The organism is Thiovibrio sp. JS02 (assembly GCF_053485635.1).
Window position 1 is genome coordinate 2876836 of record NZ_CM130715.1, and the last position, 14292, is coordinate 2891127.

Annotated in this window: 11 protein-coding genes; 5 read left to right on the forward strand and 6 right to left on the reverse strand. The window is 56.6% G+C overall.

Translation table 11 applies throughout. From position 1 onward, the window contains the following. Positions 1–76: 76 nt before the first annotated feature. Genes ACUUL3_RS13230 through ACUUL3_RS13250 form a run of 5 tightly spaced genes read right to left on the reverse strand, consistent with a single transcriptional unit; the run spans position 77 to position 8295 of the window. Positions 77–5968 (reverse strand): hypothetical protein, encoded by a 5892-nt coding sequence (locus tag ACUUL3_RS13230; protein ID WP_448552058.1) that lies wholly within the window; start codon positions 5966–5968, stop codon positions 77–79. A gap of 53 nt (positions 5969–6021) precedes the next feature. Further along, positions 6022–6633 carry a pilus assembly PilX family protein gene (locus ACUUL3_RS13235; RefSeq protein WP_448552060.1) on the reverse strand — a complete coding sequence of 204 codons (612 nt, stop codon included), beginning with the start codon at positions 6631–6633 and terminating at the stop codon, positions 6022–6024. Between the two features lie 16 nt (positions 6634–6649). Beyond that, positions 6650–7039, reverse strand: coding sequence for a type IV pilus modification PilV family protein (locus ACUUL3_RS13240; protein WP_448552062.1), 390 nt, complete (start codon positions 7037–7039; stop codon positions 6650–6652). 24 nt (positions 7040–7063) lie between these two features. After that, positions 7064–7705, reverse strand: a complete 642-nt coding sequence (locus ACUUL3_RS13245) for a PilW family protein (protein ID WP_448552063.1) — start codon at positions 7703–7705, stop codon at positions 7064–7066. Positions 7706–7722: 17 nt separating this feature from the next. After that, positions 7723–8295 carry a GspH/FimT family pseudopilin gene (locus tag ACUUL3_RS13250; protein ID WP_448552065.1) on the reverse strand — a complete coding sequence of 191 codons (573 nt, stop codon included), beginning with the start codon at positions 8293–8295 and terminating at the stop codon, positions 7723–7725. Positions 8296–8860: 565 nt separating this feature from the next. Between ACUUL3_RS13250 and ACUUL3_RS13255 the strand changes: the two genes are divergently transcribed. The 5 genes from ACUUL3_RS13255 to ACUUL3_RS13275 are packed head-to-tail and all read left to right on the forward strand — an operon-like array spanning position 8861 to position 12222. Next, positions 8861–9088 (forward strand): type IV pilin protein, encoded by a 228-nt coding sequence (locus ACUUL3_RS13255; RefSeq protein ID WP_448552067.1) that lies wholly within the window; start codon positions 8861–8863, stop codon positions 9086–9088. 57 nt (positions 9089–9145) lie between these two features. Beyond that, positions 9146–9577 carry a hypothetical protein gene (locus tag ACUUL3_RS13260; RefSeq protein WP_448552068.1) on the forward strand — a complete coding sequence of 144 codons (432 nt, stop codon included), beginning with the start codon at positions 9146–9148 and terminating at the stop codon, positions 9575–9577. 6 nt (positions 9578–9583) lie between these two features. Next, positions 9584–10390, forward strand: coding sequence for an ABC transporter permease subunit (locus ACUUL3_RS13265; protein WP_448552070.1), 807 nt, complete (start codon positions 9584–9586; stop codon positions 10388–10390). Beyond that, positions 10387–11238: a tetratricopeptide repeat protein gene (locus ACUUL3_RS13270; RefSeq protein ID WP_448552072.1), complete on the forward strand. Its 852-nt coding sequence runs from the start codon at positions 10387–10389 to the stop codon at positions 11236–11238. Before ACUUL3_RS13265 ends, ACUUL3_RS13270 begins: the two co-directional genes overlap by 4 nt. A 3-nt stretch (positions 11239–11241) precedes the next feature. Further along, a complete protein-coding gene (locus ACUUL3_RS13275) occupies positions 11242–12222 on the forward strand; it encodes an ABC transporter ATP-binding protein (RefSeq protein WP_448552074.1) in 981 nt (326 codons plus the stop codon). On the opposite strand, the gene ACUUL3_RS13280 is transcribed toward ACUUL3_RS13275, so the two are convergent. Then, entirely contained in the window at positions 12134–14284 is a 2151-nt protein-coding gene (locus tag ACUUL3_RS13280; RefSeq protein ID WP_448552076.1) for an STT3 domain-containing protein, read from the reverse strand. The genes ACUUL3_RS13275 and ACUUL3_RS13280 overlap by 89 nt on opposite strands. Positions 14285–14292 lie beyond the last annotated feature (8 nt).

The following is a 14292-nucleotide window of genomic DNA, read 5'->3' on the forward strand; positions in this document are numbered from 1 at the left end:
TTTTTGAATAAATATGGCCAATGTGCCCATCAAGACACATTGGCCATGGCGCGTCAATGCATTTTACAGCCATTGGCTACTGGACAACCTCTTCCCAGCCCAGCTTCTGGGTTTTATAGTTTTCCAGGGGTGAAATCTGGCCAATCTCCTTGATTTCACCGGTGCTGGTCTGAATAAACGCGGTGTTCCCCGCTTCGTCCGAACCGATATGGATGTTCGGCGTGGTGGCCAGGCCGCGGCCCAGGGAAATAGAGGTCTTGATGGTGCCGTCGGCATTCTCGCCCGTGGTCCCGAAAACAGACTGGTAGTAGGAAGCGCCGGTCTGATAATGGAGCCCGTACAGGAAGGCCAGGCCCTCCTGGCGGCAGGGATCGCTGAACGGCTGATAGGTCGTGAAGGTCAAAAGACCGCCGAGCAGAGTCGCCTCGCCGAGGTTCCGTTCCCTGGGCAGGGTAAAGTCGCGGAACCAGCCATCGGTCCCGGTGGGGATATCGACGGTGGCCACATCATTATCCTGGTCATAACAGCCCCGACCGGCAATCCACTCCTGCAGCTCGATAAAGGTGTTCACCGCCCCCGCGTCGGGCAGGCAGTCCGTCAGAGGCGTGTCGGTGCAAACAAGGGTCGCCTGCGAGGTGTTGGCTTTTGAGACCAGGATCTTGGTCACGTCCTGAATGCCCCTTGAGCCGTAAGCCACGGCGGGGTCGGTGGTGGCATCGTCAGAATCGATCTTGGCCACACTCCCCCAGGTAAGACGCCCGGTCGCGCAATCGATGGGCTCCTTGATTCCGTAATAGGACTGCTGCGAAGTGTCGTCCTTGTCGTTGCGGTCATAGAACCGGCCGGTGCCGAAATAGACGAAATAGTTGTTGCCGTCGCTGCCCACGGAAGGAGCGGCGACAATGGGCTGCCCGGCATTGAAGAGCGGCGCGTAGTTGGTGCCGTCGGTGGGCCAGAGGCCATGCCAATCCGCGGGCTCGGTCACCATCTCGTCATTGGCGACATAGCCGTCGGCATCGTCGTCCACCGCATCGGTGTCGTCCATCCTCTGGGTCACCATCCGGTAGAGCTTGCCGCTCCAGGAGGCGGTTGCCGGCGGCAGGACGCCGAAGCTCCCCTCCACGGTGCCGAAGTAAACGGCGTCGGATTTGTAATCCTGCAGCAGGTCGAAGTCAACGGTGATAAGATCGGAAACAAAGCCGTTGCCGGAGCCGTTCAGCACGAAGGTGCCGCCCTGGTTCGTGGCGGCGGAAGGCACGGCGGTGGGAAGCCGGAAAGCGCGGCGGGTGGTGGTGGTAAAGGTGGCAGTCCCCGCAACATCCTCCCACTTGCCGCCGGTGAGCCACTCAAGGGGCAGCACCGTGACCCGCGGCTTCTGGGTACTCTCGCCCACCACCGAGGTCGGGCCGCTGCCCATGATGAGATAGAACTCATAATTCTTGCCGTCCTTCATCACCACCGGGGTGGGGCTGGAGGTGGTGTAGCCCATGTCGGTCTGGCCGGCGCTGGTCATGGTCATCTCACCCAGCACCTTCGGCGGCGCCTCGGGGTTGGTGATGTCCAGCACAAAGTAGGATGAGGTGAAGATGCGGGTATCGCCGGCAAGGGCGCCGGGCAGGGTATTGGCCGCTTCGGGCGCGCCGCCGAACCGCATGCCGCCCACCATGACCGTGCCCCAGCCATCGGGATGGATGCAGGCAGGATCGGTTTTACTGGTCGCGCATTCATCCTCCTCCGGGAAGATCTTGGCGTCAAAGACCCGGGGCATGAGATCCACGTAATACTTATGCTCATAGGCCTCAGAGGCCAGGCACTTGAGATGGGGCAGCAGGTTGTAGGGCACATAGGCCCACATCTCCGCGCCCAACTCGGGCTTGCCCGCCTCGCTGGTACAGACAAGGTTGCCGGAGCCATCATCCCCCGTGGTGGGATCGAGACAGAATTTTTTCATGCTTTCCACATAGAAGCCGCCGTTCACCGCGTGGAGCATGCCGTCGTTGGCCCCGAAATAGGCCATGTGCCGTCTCTTCTGCCAGCGGGCGGCAAAATTGGCGTAGGTGCGGTCGCCATAGATGAAGTGCAGCGCCTCAGCCGGACGCCCCACGGCAATGGGAGTGGAATGGACGACATCGCCCATGCGCCAGCTGATATCCGTATCCAGCAGATCGACCACATTGTCGCCGTCGCTGTCATAGCCGTTGCCGTCCTCACCGCCGCCGACCAGGGTGCGGGCGATCTTCTTCTTGATCATGCGGCTGCGAAGTCCTGTGGTGTCGGGATCGTCGTATCCCCGCAGCCAGTCGATCAAGGTATTGACCTCGGCATTGGACCCGGCCGTGACCGGGTTGAAATCATTGATCACCGAACCGCGGGTGGCGGCGCTATAGGTCAGCGCCCCCCAATCCATGGCAAGCGCCGGGTTGGCCGGATTCTTCGCCATGAGCGGCAGGACTTCCGTGTCGAACACCGTATTGCTGTTGGTATCCTCCCCGGTGTCAAAGCTTGCATTCTCGTTATCGTCTTCGCCGTAGTCGACAATGCCGTCATTGTTCAGATCGTTCCAGGTAAAGAGAAAACGGCGTCTGACATTGGAGATATAATCGTCGCTCTCCCGGTTCAGATACACATCGTCGGCGCCATAGGGCGCATAAAAGACTGCCAGGGAGATCTTGGCCAGCCAGTCGGTGGTGGACCAAAGAAACCGCACCTCGTCCAGGCTGCCGCGGTCGGCGATATCACAGGTTCCGTCGGCATTGAGCTCGGCATAGCAGGCCCGGCTTGTGTTGTCCCCCTCATCGAAATAAATGATGACCCGCTTGTCCAGCCCTTCGCCGGCATCGACAAGGTCAAGTTTTCTGTTCCCGTTGGTATCCTCATAAAGATAGCCGGTGGTATCGATGAAGAGGGCATGCACCTCGCCGGCCCACTTGATGGGATCGTCGTCGCCGATGGAGGGATCACGGCTCGGCCAGAAGATGGCCTGATAGATGGCGCCCTCACCGCCGCGGGAGGAGGAGATAACCGAGGCTGCCGACCCTGCCGAGGCTCCGGCCCGGATCGCGCTGAATGTCTGCTCCAGGTTTCCCGCCAGGCTGGCTGCGTCGCCCCCCTGCTGAAGAACGGTGCCGCCGTTGGTGGCGGCGTTGGCCATCAGCACCGAGGGGCTGCATTCGGCGGTGGTGCTGGCCGTGTTGATCACCCGGGCCGTGCCGGCAACGATGATGTGGGTGGAAATGTTCTGTTTGGGGTTTCCGTCGGCATCGGTGGGAGTTGCGTAGATATCCGCCACATCGGCATTGTAGGCAAAATAGGTAAGATCGTCGAGCCAGGTGCTGTAGGAAAGATCCCCGCAACTGTCCGGGGTGGTGGTGCTGAACAGGTCGTCCGCGGTTCCCTCGCCCGCCTCGTTGACAACAAAGGCCTCGACGGCCGGGTTCAAGTCCGCGGTGGAAAAGCCCTCGGTGATCACGACCACATGGTTGTCCTGACACCAGGCGGTGATGGGATCGGGCCAGTTGACCGGGTCCTCGGTCGCGGTCTTGAAGTCATACTCCGTCGAGGCGGCGGAAGGGTTCAAGCGCCGGGTCGTTTTCTGGCCGAAATAGCCGATGGCGTTATACATCGCCTCGGCCAACGGAGTCCAGGAGTTGGCCACAATATCGTTGATGGCGTCAACCAGATTGTCGGTGTGGCTCGCGCTCTGATCGATGCGGGCAACCACCTTGCCGCCGTCCCGGTTGCCGGTGGGGCAGTCATAGGCAATGGGATCGGTGGGACTGATGGTCATGGAGGCGCACTCATAGGCCGCGCCATTGTCGTTGAAGGTCATGACTCCGATGCGCAGGTCGCTGGCAAACTCCTGAATGAGCCCGGTGGGCTCGGTTGTTTCCGTGATCAGGGCGCGCATGGTGGCAAGGGGCAGGTCCAGCTGACCGAAAACGCCGCTGTCCACCAGCATGGCCGGGGCATTCCAGGTTTCGCCGGTGAGGCTGGTCGCGTCGCTGGGGTCGATGACCTCGGGCACGCTGACAATATTGCAGAAATCCTTCAGGGCCTGATCAACGCACCGGTCGCCCACCGGATCGGCAATATAACAGGAATCCGTATCGTTGTCCCCGTCCCCGGCAACCTCCTGACAGGTCCAGACATCGCCGTCCCCGTCCGTGCAGGCCCAATCGGTATCCAGGGGATCGTTCAGGTCCGGGCAGATACTGATCAAGGCGTCATTTTCAGTGCAGGTGTTGTAGCGGCAGGGGTTGAAATAATAAAAATTGTCGTTGGTCCAGCCGGTTACTGCCACATCGCCGCCGCCGGAACAGGTCTGTTGAAGCACCCAGTCGCTGTCATCGGCCAGGTTGCAGCTGTTCAGGTTGTTGTCCGTGCACTTGTAGAGCTCGCCGATTCCATCGAAGCCGGAATCGCCGTCGTCATTTTCCACCAGATCCCGGCAGCCGAAAAACTCCTTGGTGGAGCCGCTGCCCTCCTCCCATTTGGTATTGATGGCATGGCCGCCGCAGCCGGTGATCTCGCAGTCCAGGGTGCCCGAGGCGGCATCCGGCTCCCAGCAGCGGCCCACATAGCCGTTGTCGCTCTTGTCCGGGTCCGAGGTATAGCTGCCGGAACAGACATAGCCCGAATCCCAGGCGCTGATATCGGCCGGATTCACCCCTTCTCCGTAAAGGTTTTCGCAGGAACTCTTCAGGCTGGTCACCGTGCCGGCGCCCGGCTGCCAGTGGCCGAACTTGTCATAGTACCAGCACTCCTGCATGGAGTGGTTGAAAGCCGCCTTCTTGTAGCCTTCCTCGGTGTTGGGGCTGCCCTGGTCATACCCCAGGCAGTCTTCGGTATAGGATTTCAACTGGCCAAGACGGGTGTTTTCGTCAGCATCGTCCTCGCCGGTCAGGGTGCCAAGCTCCTCAATGGCCAGCTGGCAGGATGAAACATCAAAGCCGTTGACCTTGATGTCAAAAATCTCTATTTCAGTGCCGTTGAAAGGTTCCCAGGTTATGGCGGTATCGCCGGCCAGGCTCGTGGCGGCGGCCAGGGAAGTCCCGCCGGCCCGGGTCCAGAACCAGGACTGGCTCGCCACATCGAGCACCGAAACCCCGGCCGGATACGCATGGCCAGGATACCAGCGGGTATCCTTGTACTCGGCCCATTTGCCAGGGTCCGCGGTAAAGATGGTGCCCGAGGAGAAGTTGGCGATGGCCTTGTAAAGAATACCGCCGTACTGGACAATGTTACCGACAACATAGGCGGTGTCTGGCCGCCAGGAATTATACACCTCCATGGGTCCGCGCACGCCCAAGGCGATCTTGTAATTTTCCCCGCCGCTGGTCTGGGCCAGGGTGACCTGCTTGACAAAGCGGCGGCCGGTGCAGCCCCGCGACTCCAGCATGACCACATCGTTGGTGCTGTCGTACTTGCCGCCGGTGAGGATCTGCTTCTGGATGTCGAACTTGGAGGTGGCGGCCCAGTTGAGGAAGTTGCCCTTGGCGGCAAAGCCGGAAACGCTTTCCGGGGTGGTGGTGGTGATGAGATCCGTGCAGAGATACTTGTTGGCCGCGGCATCCTGCGCGTAATACTCTTCATTGACTCCGGCCGTCCCGGTGGCGCAGAGGGTCGGTTCAGCCGCCTGTTTTACGAACTTTTTCGTGGCGAAATTGTACGCATACCAGCTGTCGTTCTCAAAGTAGCCGGCATAGGCCGTGACGCCGGTCGTATCATAGGTGTCGTCATAACACTGCATGTCCGGGTCGATATAGGCAAGATCGTACATACTGCCCGAGTTGTCGATCATGAGCAGGACGTTGGGATCGATGCCGTAGCTCAGAAAGGGCGGCTCGGCAAGGCCGTCGGAGCAGGCGGTGGCGCCGGTGCAGTGACCGGCGGCAGGCAAGAAGACAAAAGTAGCCAGACCTGCCAGGATGGAAATAGCGCGTACAGTTTTAAGCGATGCACTCTTCATAAAGCCCCCCTTTACAGCGGATCATGTGCTGCAAAAGCTTTTGTAACCGCCCCTTAATATCGGCATTCGCCTTCCATGTTGAGGGCGTGCCGCCACTGCATTTTGATCAGGGTTTCCGAGTTATTGTTCCCGCGATAGCGGGCGTAAACGTCATAATCACGGGCAATGCCGCCGCCGGCCCCGCCCTTGCCCTTGCCGAGATAGCCGCGCAACTGGGTCAGGCTGCCGCCGGAGGTACGCTTTGCCGTGGAACCGAAGCTGAGGTAGATGGGGTTTTCCAGGTCGCTGCCCTTCAGGATCTCGGCATCGCTGCTTGCCGCATCAATGGAGGGTGGCCAGCGGGGCGCGGTGGAAGGGAACTCCTCGTTGAGATAAAAATCAAGGGTGTAGACCTTGGCGTATGGCGTAATATCCTGGGAGGCAAACCCGCTGGGACAGCTCGCGTTTTCCTCCAGAAACTCGGAACTGGCCTGCGCTCCGCCGTCCGTGGCATAGAAAGTTTCATTCTGGGCCTTTTCATTGCCGCTGATCTTTGACTCGATAAAGCTCAGGTTGGAGGCGGAAAAGCCGATGATAACGAGAAGAAACAGCATGACAATGGCAAAAACCAGGACAAACCCCTGCTCATTGTTGACCCGGGCGAACATATTTACTCTCTCCTGCATTGCCTGCTTCCTCATCCTAGTACCACTTGGCCCGGTAATAGACAAATTCCGTACTCTTGAACGGGAATGTCTGACTTTGCACGGTAATTTTTATCTTTTTTGAATATTCGGTGGGATTATGGTCTTCCACGGTCCAGGAGACGTTATAACCCGGCACCGTCGTAGTTGAATGGGAACCATCGCCCAGGTCGGTGTCGTCGTAATCGAGGTTGAGCTGCTGCTCCACATACTTGGCCGCTGTGAAGGTGCCGGAGCTGGTGCCCAGGGCGCTGGCGTTGTTTGAAACCGTATTGGTGATCATGGTCAACGCCGCGAGAATGCCCACCGAAAGCAGGGTGATGGCAAAAAGCACCTCAACGAGGGTAAAGCCTCTGTCCTTGGGCATGCTGTGCGTGGTCAAATGCATCCGACTCCCCGGTCTGCTGAGATTCTAAAGATTACGGCCCGTGACAAACTTGCTGGCCATCCGCCCCCGGAAGCCGGTGTCCGTTGTCCACGGCGCGCCACTGGGAGCGGTGAAGCTCTGGGAGATCATCTCCCCCTTTACCCGCGACTCCTGGGTGGCCAGGAGGGCAAACTCGATCATCTTCACCTCGGAGGCGACGGCGGTGATGTTGCCATCCTTGTCATAATAGAGAAACTCCATGTTCTTGATGTTTTCCGCAACGACCTCGCCGCTGCGGGTCAGATCGTCGGCGGCGCCGTCACCGTCCGAATCGGTCAGGGCATAGGTGATGGTCTTCAGGTCACCGTCGAGGTCCTTATCATCGACAAAACTATCCCCGTCGTTATCTTCCCCGTCGGCATCCATATTCAGGGTAAACGATATGGTGGCCGCCCCCATGTTGGTGATGCCGCCTCCATTGTAGCCGGCAGCGTAAAGATCCTTCGTGACCGCATCGATTGCGCTGCGCAGCCGCTGCTGCATGAGCACCACCTCGTCCTGTTCCAGATAGGTGTCCTGATGCCCGGTAAAAAGGGTGAGCACGGCGAGCATGACAATGGAAGAGGCCAGAATGGCGATGGCGACCTCCACCAGGGTAAAACCTTTTTGTCTGTTCATCTCTGCCATTAACACTTCTCCGTCCGTTACTTGACCCAGGAACCGGCAACGCCGGTATCGCTGGTGGTCAGGGTGGCGTTGCCCTGCGCGGAAAGGGTAACCCGGTAAAACCGGGAGCGGTTGTTGCGGATCATCACACTGCCCGACTCAAGCGCATTGCCGTTTGATTTGAAGCCTGTGTTGTTGTCGATAAAGGTGATTCCCTCCACCGCACCCGCGGTGGTGTAAAGGGAAACATTGGCCGGCATGGTTTTTTCAGGCGGGACAGCCTCTTCGCCGGCATCGCAGGTTCCGCTCTTGTCCTCATCCACGCAGATGATGTAGCCGCCCACCTCGCCGGCCGCATCATAGGCGCCGGGCGTGAACTGGATGACAACCTGGCGGGAGCGTTTCACCGCCTCGAAACGGGCCTTGTAGAAATCGGAAACCAGCTCCCGGGCCGCGCCCCGCAACCGGTAGTTGGGCAGGGACTTGAAAAGCTGCGGCAGGCCGACGGCGGCAAGGGTGCCGACAATGGCGACGACCACCATCATTTCGGTGGCGGTAAAGCCGGCCTGCTTATAAAAATTCCCCATCATCCGTTTCAACCGCTGCAGCATGCACCACCCTTGCCCTTTCGATTTCAAAAAAAATAGTCCACAAGAGAACCGAAGCAATTTATGTACCAGTTGATTCCCCACAGCCGCCCGCCCAAAGCAATCTTTCCCATTTTCGCTCTTTTTTTGGGATAAAATCAAGCAGTATACCTCTATATACCCCCCGACCCGCTCCCCTGCCACGAAATATCCGGCCCGGCCATCGCCCCCTGCGCGGTGACACAACCAGGGTTCCGATGGTGACATTTTTTGACAAACAACGACAACAAGAGTCAATCCCCCCTGCAAAATAGCGCTGCCCAGATCGGCGCCACGAACCCCATAAAGAAGCAACACATTGTAATTAATGTAAAAAAGAAAAAATCGCTCTTTTTTTTCATCCCTGGCACAACTTCTGCTCTATACCAGCGCATTGCTTTTTTTATTTTGGCAGTAGACAACCCGACCTCAATGCCTCTATAAAAGTAGAGGAAGGATTAACGGGAGGGCAAGCCGCCCAAGGCGGCAAGATGACTTGAACCGGCCCGCGGCCATTACGGCTGGGGCGAAAAAAAAATGGAGGAAACACATGTTGAACTTCTTCAGGCAGATCAAAAAAAGCAGCCAGAAAGGCTTCACCCTGGTCGAGTTGATGATCGTTGTCGCGATCATCGGCATCCTCGCCGCCGTGGCAATCCCGCAGTTCGCAGCCTACCGCGTAAAGGCATACAACACCGCCGCCAAGTCCGACATCAAGAACGCCAAAACCGAGCTTGAGGCGTACTACGCAGATAATAACGACTATCCGACGATGTAATCTGCCAGACACACACGGCGAACTACAACTTCTCAAAAACACGATGAGGATATGAATATGAAAAAGAAATTGCTTGCTGCCTTCTGTTTGCTTGCCACCACCGGCATGGCCTCCGTAGCCTTTGCTGCTGACTATAAAGATATCACCACTCTTACCTCTGAATTCAACTTTGCGCCGTCCAACGATGTAAGCATGAATTACTGGGCAGGAAACGCAGGAGCTTTTACAACCGGCACCACGGTGCAGCAGTACCTGCTGGCTTCGAAGCACAAGGCCGGAAACCAGTACTACTTCTCCAACCAGAACTCTAATATCTTACAAAGCCAAAAAAGTGATGACCTGAAAGGCTTAACTATCACAGATGCTATGGTAAAAGAAGGAACAGACGAAGACGGCGCGGCCTTGGTAACCCTTGCCCCCGACGCAGACGACCTCGGACTCAACACCTCGACCCTCATTGATGCCCACGCTGGCTTGAGCAAACTGTAAAAATCCATGCGGTTTTTAGCTCTTGCCTGGATTACCTTTAAAGGCGGTCTTCGAGACCGCCTTTTTCTTGCCGTTTTCCTGCTCGGCATGATGGTGGTGCTTTCCATCCAGTTCCTGGCAGCCCTTTCCATGCGGCAGGCGGCGCAGACCGCCCTCACCTATAGCCTGGGAGCAACCGAGGTCATCGGTGTGCTCCTCACCCTGTTCATGGGCGTGAATCTGCTCGGCCGGGAAGTGGCAGACCGTACCATTCTCGCCGTGCTTGCCCAGCCGATCACCCGATCGCAGTATATTTTGGGGAAATTTACGGGTTTGCTCCTGCTGTTGACCGTGCTTATCGGAATCCTGGGGCTCTGCTCTGCAGGCGGAGTGTGGATTACCTACAAACTCTATCCCAGATTTTCCGACGGCGTTCCCTGGCTCAAGCTTGCCAATGCCCTGTTCTGGATTGTGCTGAGCCTCAGCCTCTTGGGTACGGTGACCATCTTTTTTACCAGCCTTGCCACCTCCAGCACCTTGCCGTTCATGATGAGTTGCGCTGTATACACCATTGGCCAGGGATTGGAGGGCGCCAAGGAGTTTGTGGCTTCGCCCATGGGACAGACGAAATACACGCCGCTGATGCGGGAATTCATCTCGGTCATCTACTACATCTTCCCAAACTTCTCCCTCTTGGACTTCAAGGTACAGGCCATCTATGACTTCACCCTCTCCCCGGCCATGCTCGGGGCAAATTTTCTTTACTGGCTCTCCTACACAGGAATTCTCCTTGTTGCGGCCATGGGGATCTTTGCAAAGAGGGAGATCGCATGACCGTGCGTTTTGGCAAGGGAGGATTTTTTTTTCTCTTCCTCCTGTTGAACCTTTTTTTCTGGTTGAGCTATCCGCACCTGAAGCAAACCTATCGTGTGCCGGTGCAATCCCCACCGCCCATGCCGGCCTGGGTTCTCAATATCATTTCTCTTGGCCAGAAGGAGATGGTGGCAGAAACCATGGTCTATCACACCATCTTTTACAATGAATTCCGGGCGGAAAAAGATCAGGCCAGCCCCGATTACAGTGTTTCATACCAGAACCTCAATGTTGCCACGCAGCTCGACCCCTGCAACATGGACGCCTATTACTATGCCCAAGCACTGCTCAGCGACCAGCAACAATTCCTGCCCGAGCTGAACTCCATGCTGGAGCGGGGGATGGCTCATAAAGAAAAGGATTTTTACATCCCCTTATTTCTGGCCACGAACTATTACTTCACCCTAGGTGACAAGGAAAAAGCCGGACGGTATTATGCGGAAGTGGCCAAAAGATTGCCGAAGAATAAAAATGCTCTGTTCACCTCCTTTTCCGCGCGGGTAATGTATGAGGCGGGAGAAACGGGGAAAGCGGTCGCCTTTCTCGAAGAGATGCTCAGGGAAGCTGATTCGCCCTTGCTGAAACAGCGGATTTCCATGCGCCTGCAGGCACTGCAGACGGTTCTTTTTCTGGAAGAAGCGCTCTTGCGCTACAAGAAAAAAACGGGCAACCTCCCTGACGCGTTAGAAGAATTGGTCACCTCCGGCATTCTTCGAGCCATCCCGCCTGACCCCTACGGGGGCCAATTCTATCTCACCAAAGGGAAACGGGTGCTCACCACAAGTAACTTTGTGCAACGGAAGCAATAGAACATGGCAATCATCCAGGCTCAATCACTTTGCAAAGTTTTCCGCACCATGAGGGGCAAAAAGGTCATCGCCCTCGACGGAATCGATCTCGCCGTCCAGCAGGGGACAATCTATGGCTTTGTCGGGCCCAACGGCGCCGGAAAGAGCACGACCATCAAACTGCTGCTCGACTTTATCCGGCCGACCTCGGGGACGGTTTCCATCAACTCCCTGCCGGCCGCAGACCCCAATAGCCGCAGCCAGGTTGGTTTTTTGCCGGAAAACCCGAAATTTTATTCCTTTCTGACGCCCAAAGAGTTCCTTCAAACCGTTGCCAGGCTGAAAGGGCAAAAGAAAAAAATCGACCCGGATGAATGGCAACGACTTCTGGACAAACTCGACCTGCGTCGGGCAGCCCAGCAACCCATCCACACCCTGTCCAAGGGCATGACCCAACGCCTTGGACTCGCCGCGGCCCTGGTGGGGGATCCGGCGGTTCTTATCCTTGATGAACCCATGTCCGGCCTGGACCCGGTGGGCAGAAACCTTGTCAACCAATTGCTGAAGGAGCTGAGTGCCCAGGGGAAAACCATCTTTTTCAGCTCCCACATCCTCCACGACGTGGAAACAATCTGCGATGAAATCGGCATCCTGCTCAAGGGGACCTTGCGGTATCAGGGAAAGGTAAAAGATATCCCGGAACAGCATTCCACGGATTGCATCGTCACCCTGAGGCCGGAACAAAATTACGAAGCAAAATTCCCCCCCTCAAATGCGCAAAGCATAACAGCCAACCAGGACGGCACCATTTCACTTCTCATCCCCAAGGAGGGCGTAACCACCTTTTTGAGAGACAATATTGCTTCCTGTGAGATCCTCAGCGTCGTCCCGCTGCAGAAGAGCTTGCAGGATTTCTTCATGGAGCTGTTTGCGGGAGAGGAGAAGGAGGAGTTGGAACAAATGTATCACCTCTCACCTCCCAAAGCTGAAAAATCGGGCTCCTGAGGATTACAGGCCTAAAATAAACCTGATCGTTTTCCGCAAGCACATAAAGCCTGTTTCCAAGAGTATCCACCATATCATGGTTCTGCAGCACGGCGAATTTCCCCGGTACATTCACATGGAAAAATCCTTTTGTGCCGTTGTCGTAGCTATGGCTTATCACGTTCTCCCCGTCATTGATGTGAACACTGAGCAAATCGACACCTTCGTTCCCCTGCTGCAAATGCCCGGTTTTTAAATTGACCTGAATCCCCCCCAAGCCACGAACCATCTCAGCACTGATGCTCACATTCAGATAGATGTTGTAAAAGGGATGACGGGATTCCTTTTTCTCAAAGTCCCAGTTGGCAAACCAGTACCACCACCAGGAAGCGCGCATCATTCGATGATCTAGAAAGAGATAGAGCGGCCGACTTGCGGCTGGGAAAAAGAAACGCAGCCAATCATCGGTTGATTGAAACTGCCCAGGAAGAGAAAACTGATATTTATCCAGCAAGCCCCTCGCGCCTTCCGGACCGGCTGCCATGATTTCCTTAATAAATTCGATTCCCCTGGCCTGATTGTTATCAAAAAGCGCATAAACCTTTTTTATGCCTCTCAAGCCTCGACTTACATAAAATTGCATGAGATTGGCGGCAAGCCGCTGATCGGATTGCACAAGAGGCAGGGCCGTCCAAAAGGTTCTCTCGCCGCCATGGACCGAGCCGTCATCGACGGTGGCCCGGTCGGCCCAGTAGAGCAGATGGTAGCCATGGTCCCACCAGGACCAGAGTACGGCATCCGCCGGGGTTTGCTGCGCGGCCAAGGCCATGCCCGCCACGATCTGTGGGGGTACCAAGGGCCAAATGGTCCGGGAGAGGGCCTTGTCGGCCGAACCGTTCACAAAGAGGAAAAGAAAGAGGAGAGCGGCATACCGCAGGACTTTGACCGCGGTGACCGCCCACAAGCGGCTGATGAAAAAAGCGGCGCCCAAGGCCAGGATCGGGCTTAGAAATATCAAAAAGCGTTCCGCGTAAAAAAAGGCAAAAAAGGAAAGCGAAAAGGGCGCTAAAAGGAAAAGACTTTCCTTGGGCTTTTTCCAAAAGAGGAAAAGGAGCCCACCGACGGCAAGCACAAACAATAATCCGCTCCCGGTCGTATTATCCACCAAGGTTTGCAGGGAAACCGCCCGTTGCTCGCTGATGGAAACACCGATATTGGGAAAGATCCCCGCATCCTCTTTGGCAATGTATTGCAACTTTTCCAGGATGCTTCTGCCAACCGTGACCAGCACATCTGGGCCCTTCCAGAAAAAGAACAGAAAAAGGCCGAACAGCAGCAATGCATAAAAAATCATCGCCTCCCTTTTCCCGGGCCGATAAAAAAGGAGCAGGGCCACCACAAGGGGAAGCCCGCAAATGGTCACCACCACCGCGCTCGCCTGATCCCACCACCACAGGAACAGGAGCGAGATAAATATCCCCCCCAAGAGGAAATAATAGCGCCGGTAGTCTTTCCCCTGGCCGAAGCGGAAAAAACAGTAGGCCACGGACATGGTCCACGTTATATTCATGCAGTCGGTATCCAGCCAGCCGATGCTGCTGCGGGCCACATAATAGATGCTGCCAAGGCCCAGCACCGCGGCGGACAAGCCCATGAGCCGACCATCCAGACTGCGGCCGAAACCATAAAGCGGCAGGGCCAGAAGAATCCCAAGAAAGGCGGGGAGTAGGGCGCCAACCCAGTTGAGGGGCAGATGGGTCAGCTGCGACGCAGTGCTCAACAGAACACTCAAAAGGGGCGGAGGGAAAGGACGTCCGGGGCTGTCCGGCACCCCCCTCTTGGCATCGACAGGCTGATAGGTATCGCGTGAAAGATCCCGGGCCAGGGATAAATAGTAATAGCCGTCAAAGGTGACCAGGGTCGGCTCGCCATTATAAAAGGCGTTTTGCGGATTTTCCTGCCACTCCTGCAAATCATCGAACCGGAGCCAGAGGCCGAAACACATGATGGCAAGCAAAGAAACAACAACCAACCATCTCTGTTGCGTTGCCCCTTGTTTTGTGCTGAAATACGCTAACGACATCGCCGGCA

Bases quoted from the DNA above. Each gene is read 5' to 3' on its own strand.
- ACUUL3_RS13250 (WP_448552065.1), bottom strand. From the start codon at position 8,295: ATGCTGCAGCGGTTGAAACGGATGATGGGGAATTTTTATAAGCAGGCC.
- ACUUL3_RS13260 (WP_448552068.1), top strand. From the start codon at position 9,146: ATGAAAAAGAAATTGCTTGCTGCCTTCTGTTTGCTTGCCACCACCGGC.
- ACUUL3_RS13235 (WP_448552060.1), bottom strand. From the start codon at position 6,633: ATGCAGGAGAGAGTAAATATGTTCGCCCGGGTCAACAATGAGCAGGGG.
- ACUUL3_RS13255 (WP_448552067.1), top strand. From the start codon at position 8,861: ATGTTGAACTTCTTCAGGCAGATCAAAAAAAGCAGCCAGAAAGGCTTC.
- ACUUL3_RS13240 (WP_448552062.1), bottom strand. From the start codon at position 7,039: ATGCATTTGACCACGCACAGCATGCCCAAGGACAGAGGCTTTACCCTC.
- ACUUL3_RS13245 (WP_448552063.1), bottom strand. From the start codon at position 7,705: ATGGCAGAGATGAACAGACAAAAAGGTTTTACCCTGGTGGAGGTCGCC.
- ACUUL3_RS13230 (WP_448552058.1), bottom strand. From the start codon at position 5,968: ATGAAGAGTGCATCGCTTAAAACTGTACGCGCTATTTCCATCCTGGCA.
- ACUUL3_RS13280 (WP_448552076.1), bottom strand. From the start codon at position 14,284: ATGTCGTTAGCGTATTTCAGCACAAAACAAGGGGCAACGCAACAGAGA.
- ACUUL3_RS13275 (WP_448552074.1), top strand. From the start codon at position 11,242: ATGGCAATCATCCAGGCTCAATCACTTTGCAAAGTTTTCCGCACCATG.
- ACUUL3_RS13265 (WP_448552070.1), top strand. From the start codon at position 9,584: ATGCGGTTTTTAGCTCTTGCCTGGATTACCTTTAAAGGCGGTCTTCGA.
- ACUUL3_RS13270 (WP_448552072.1), top strand. From the start codon at position 10,387: ATGACCGTGCGTTTTGGCAAGGGAGGATTTTTTTTTCTCTTCCTCCTG.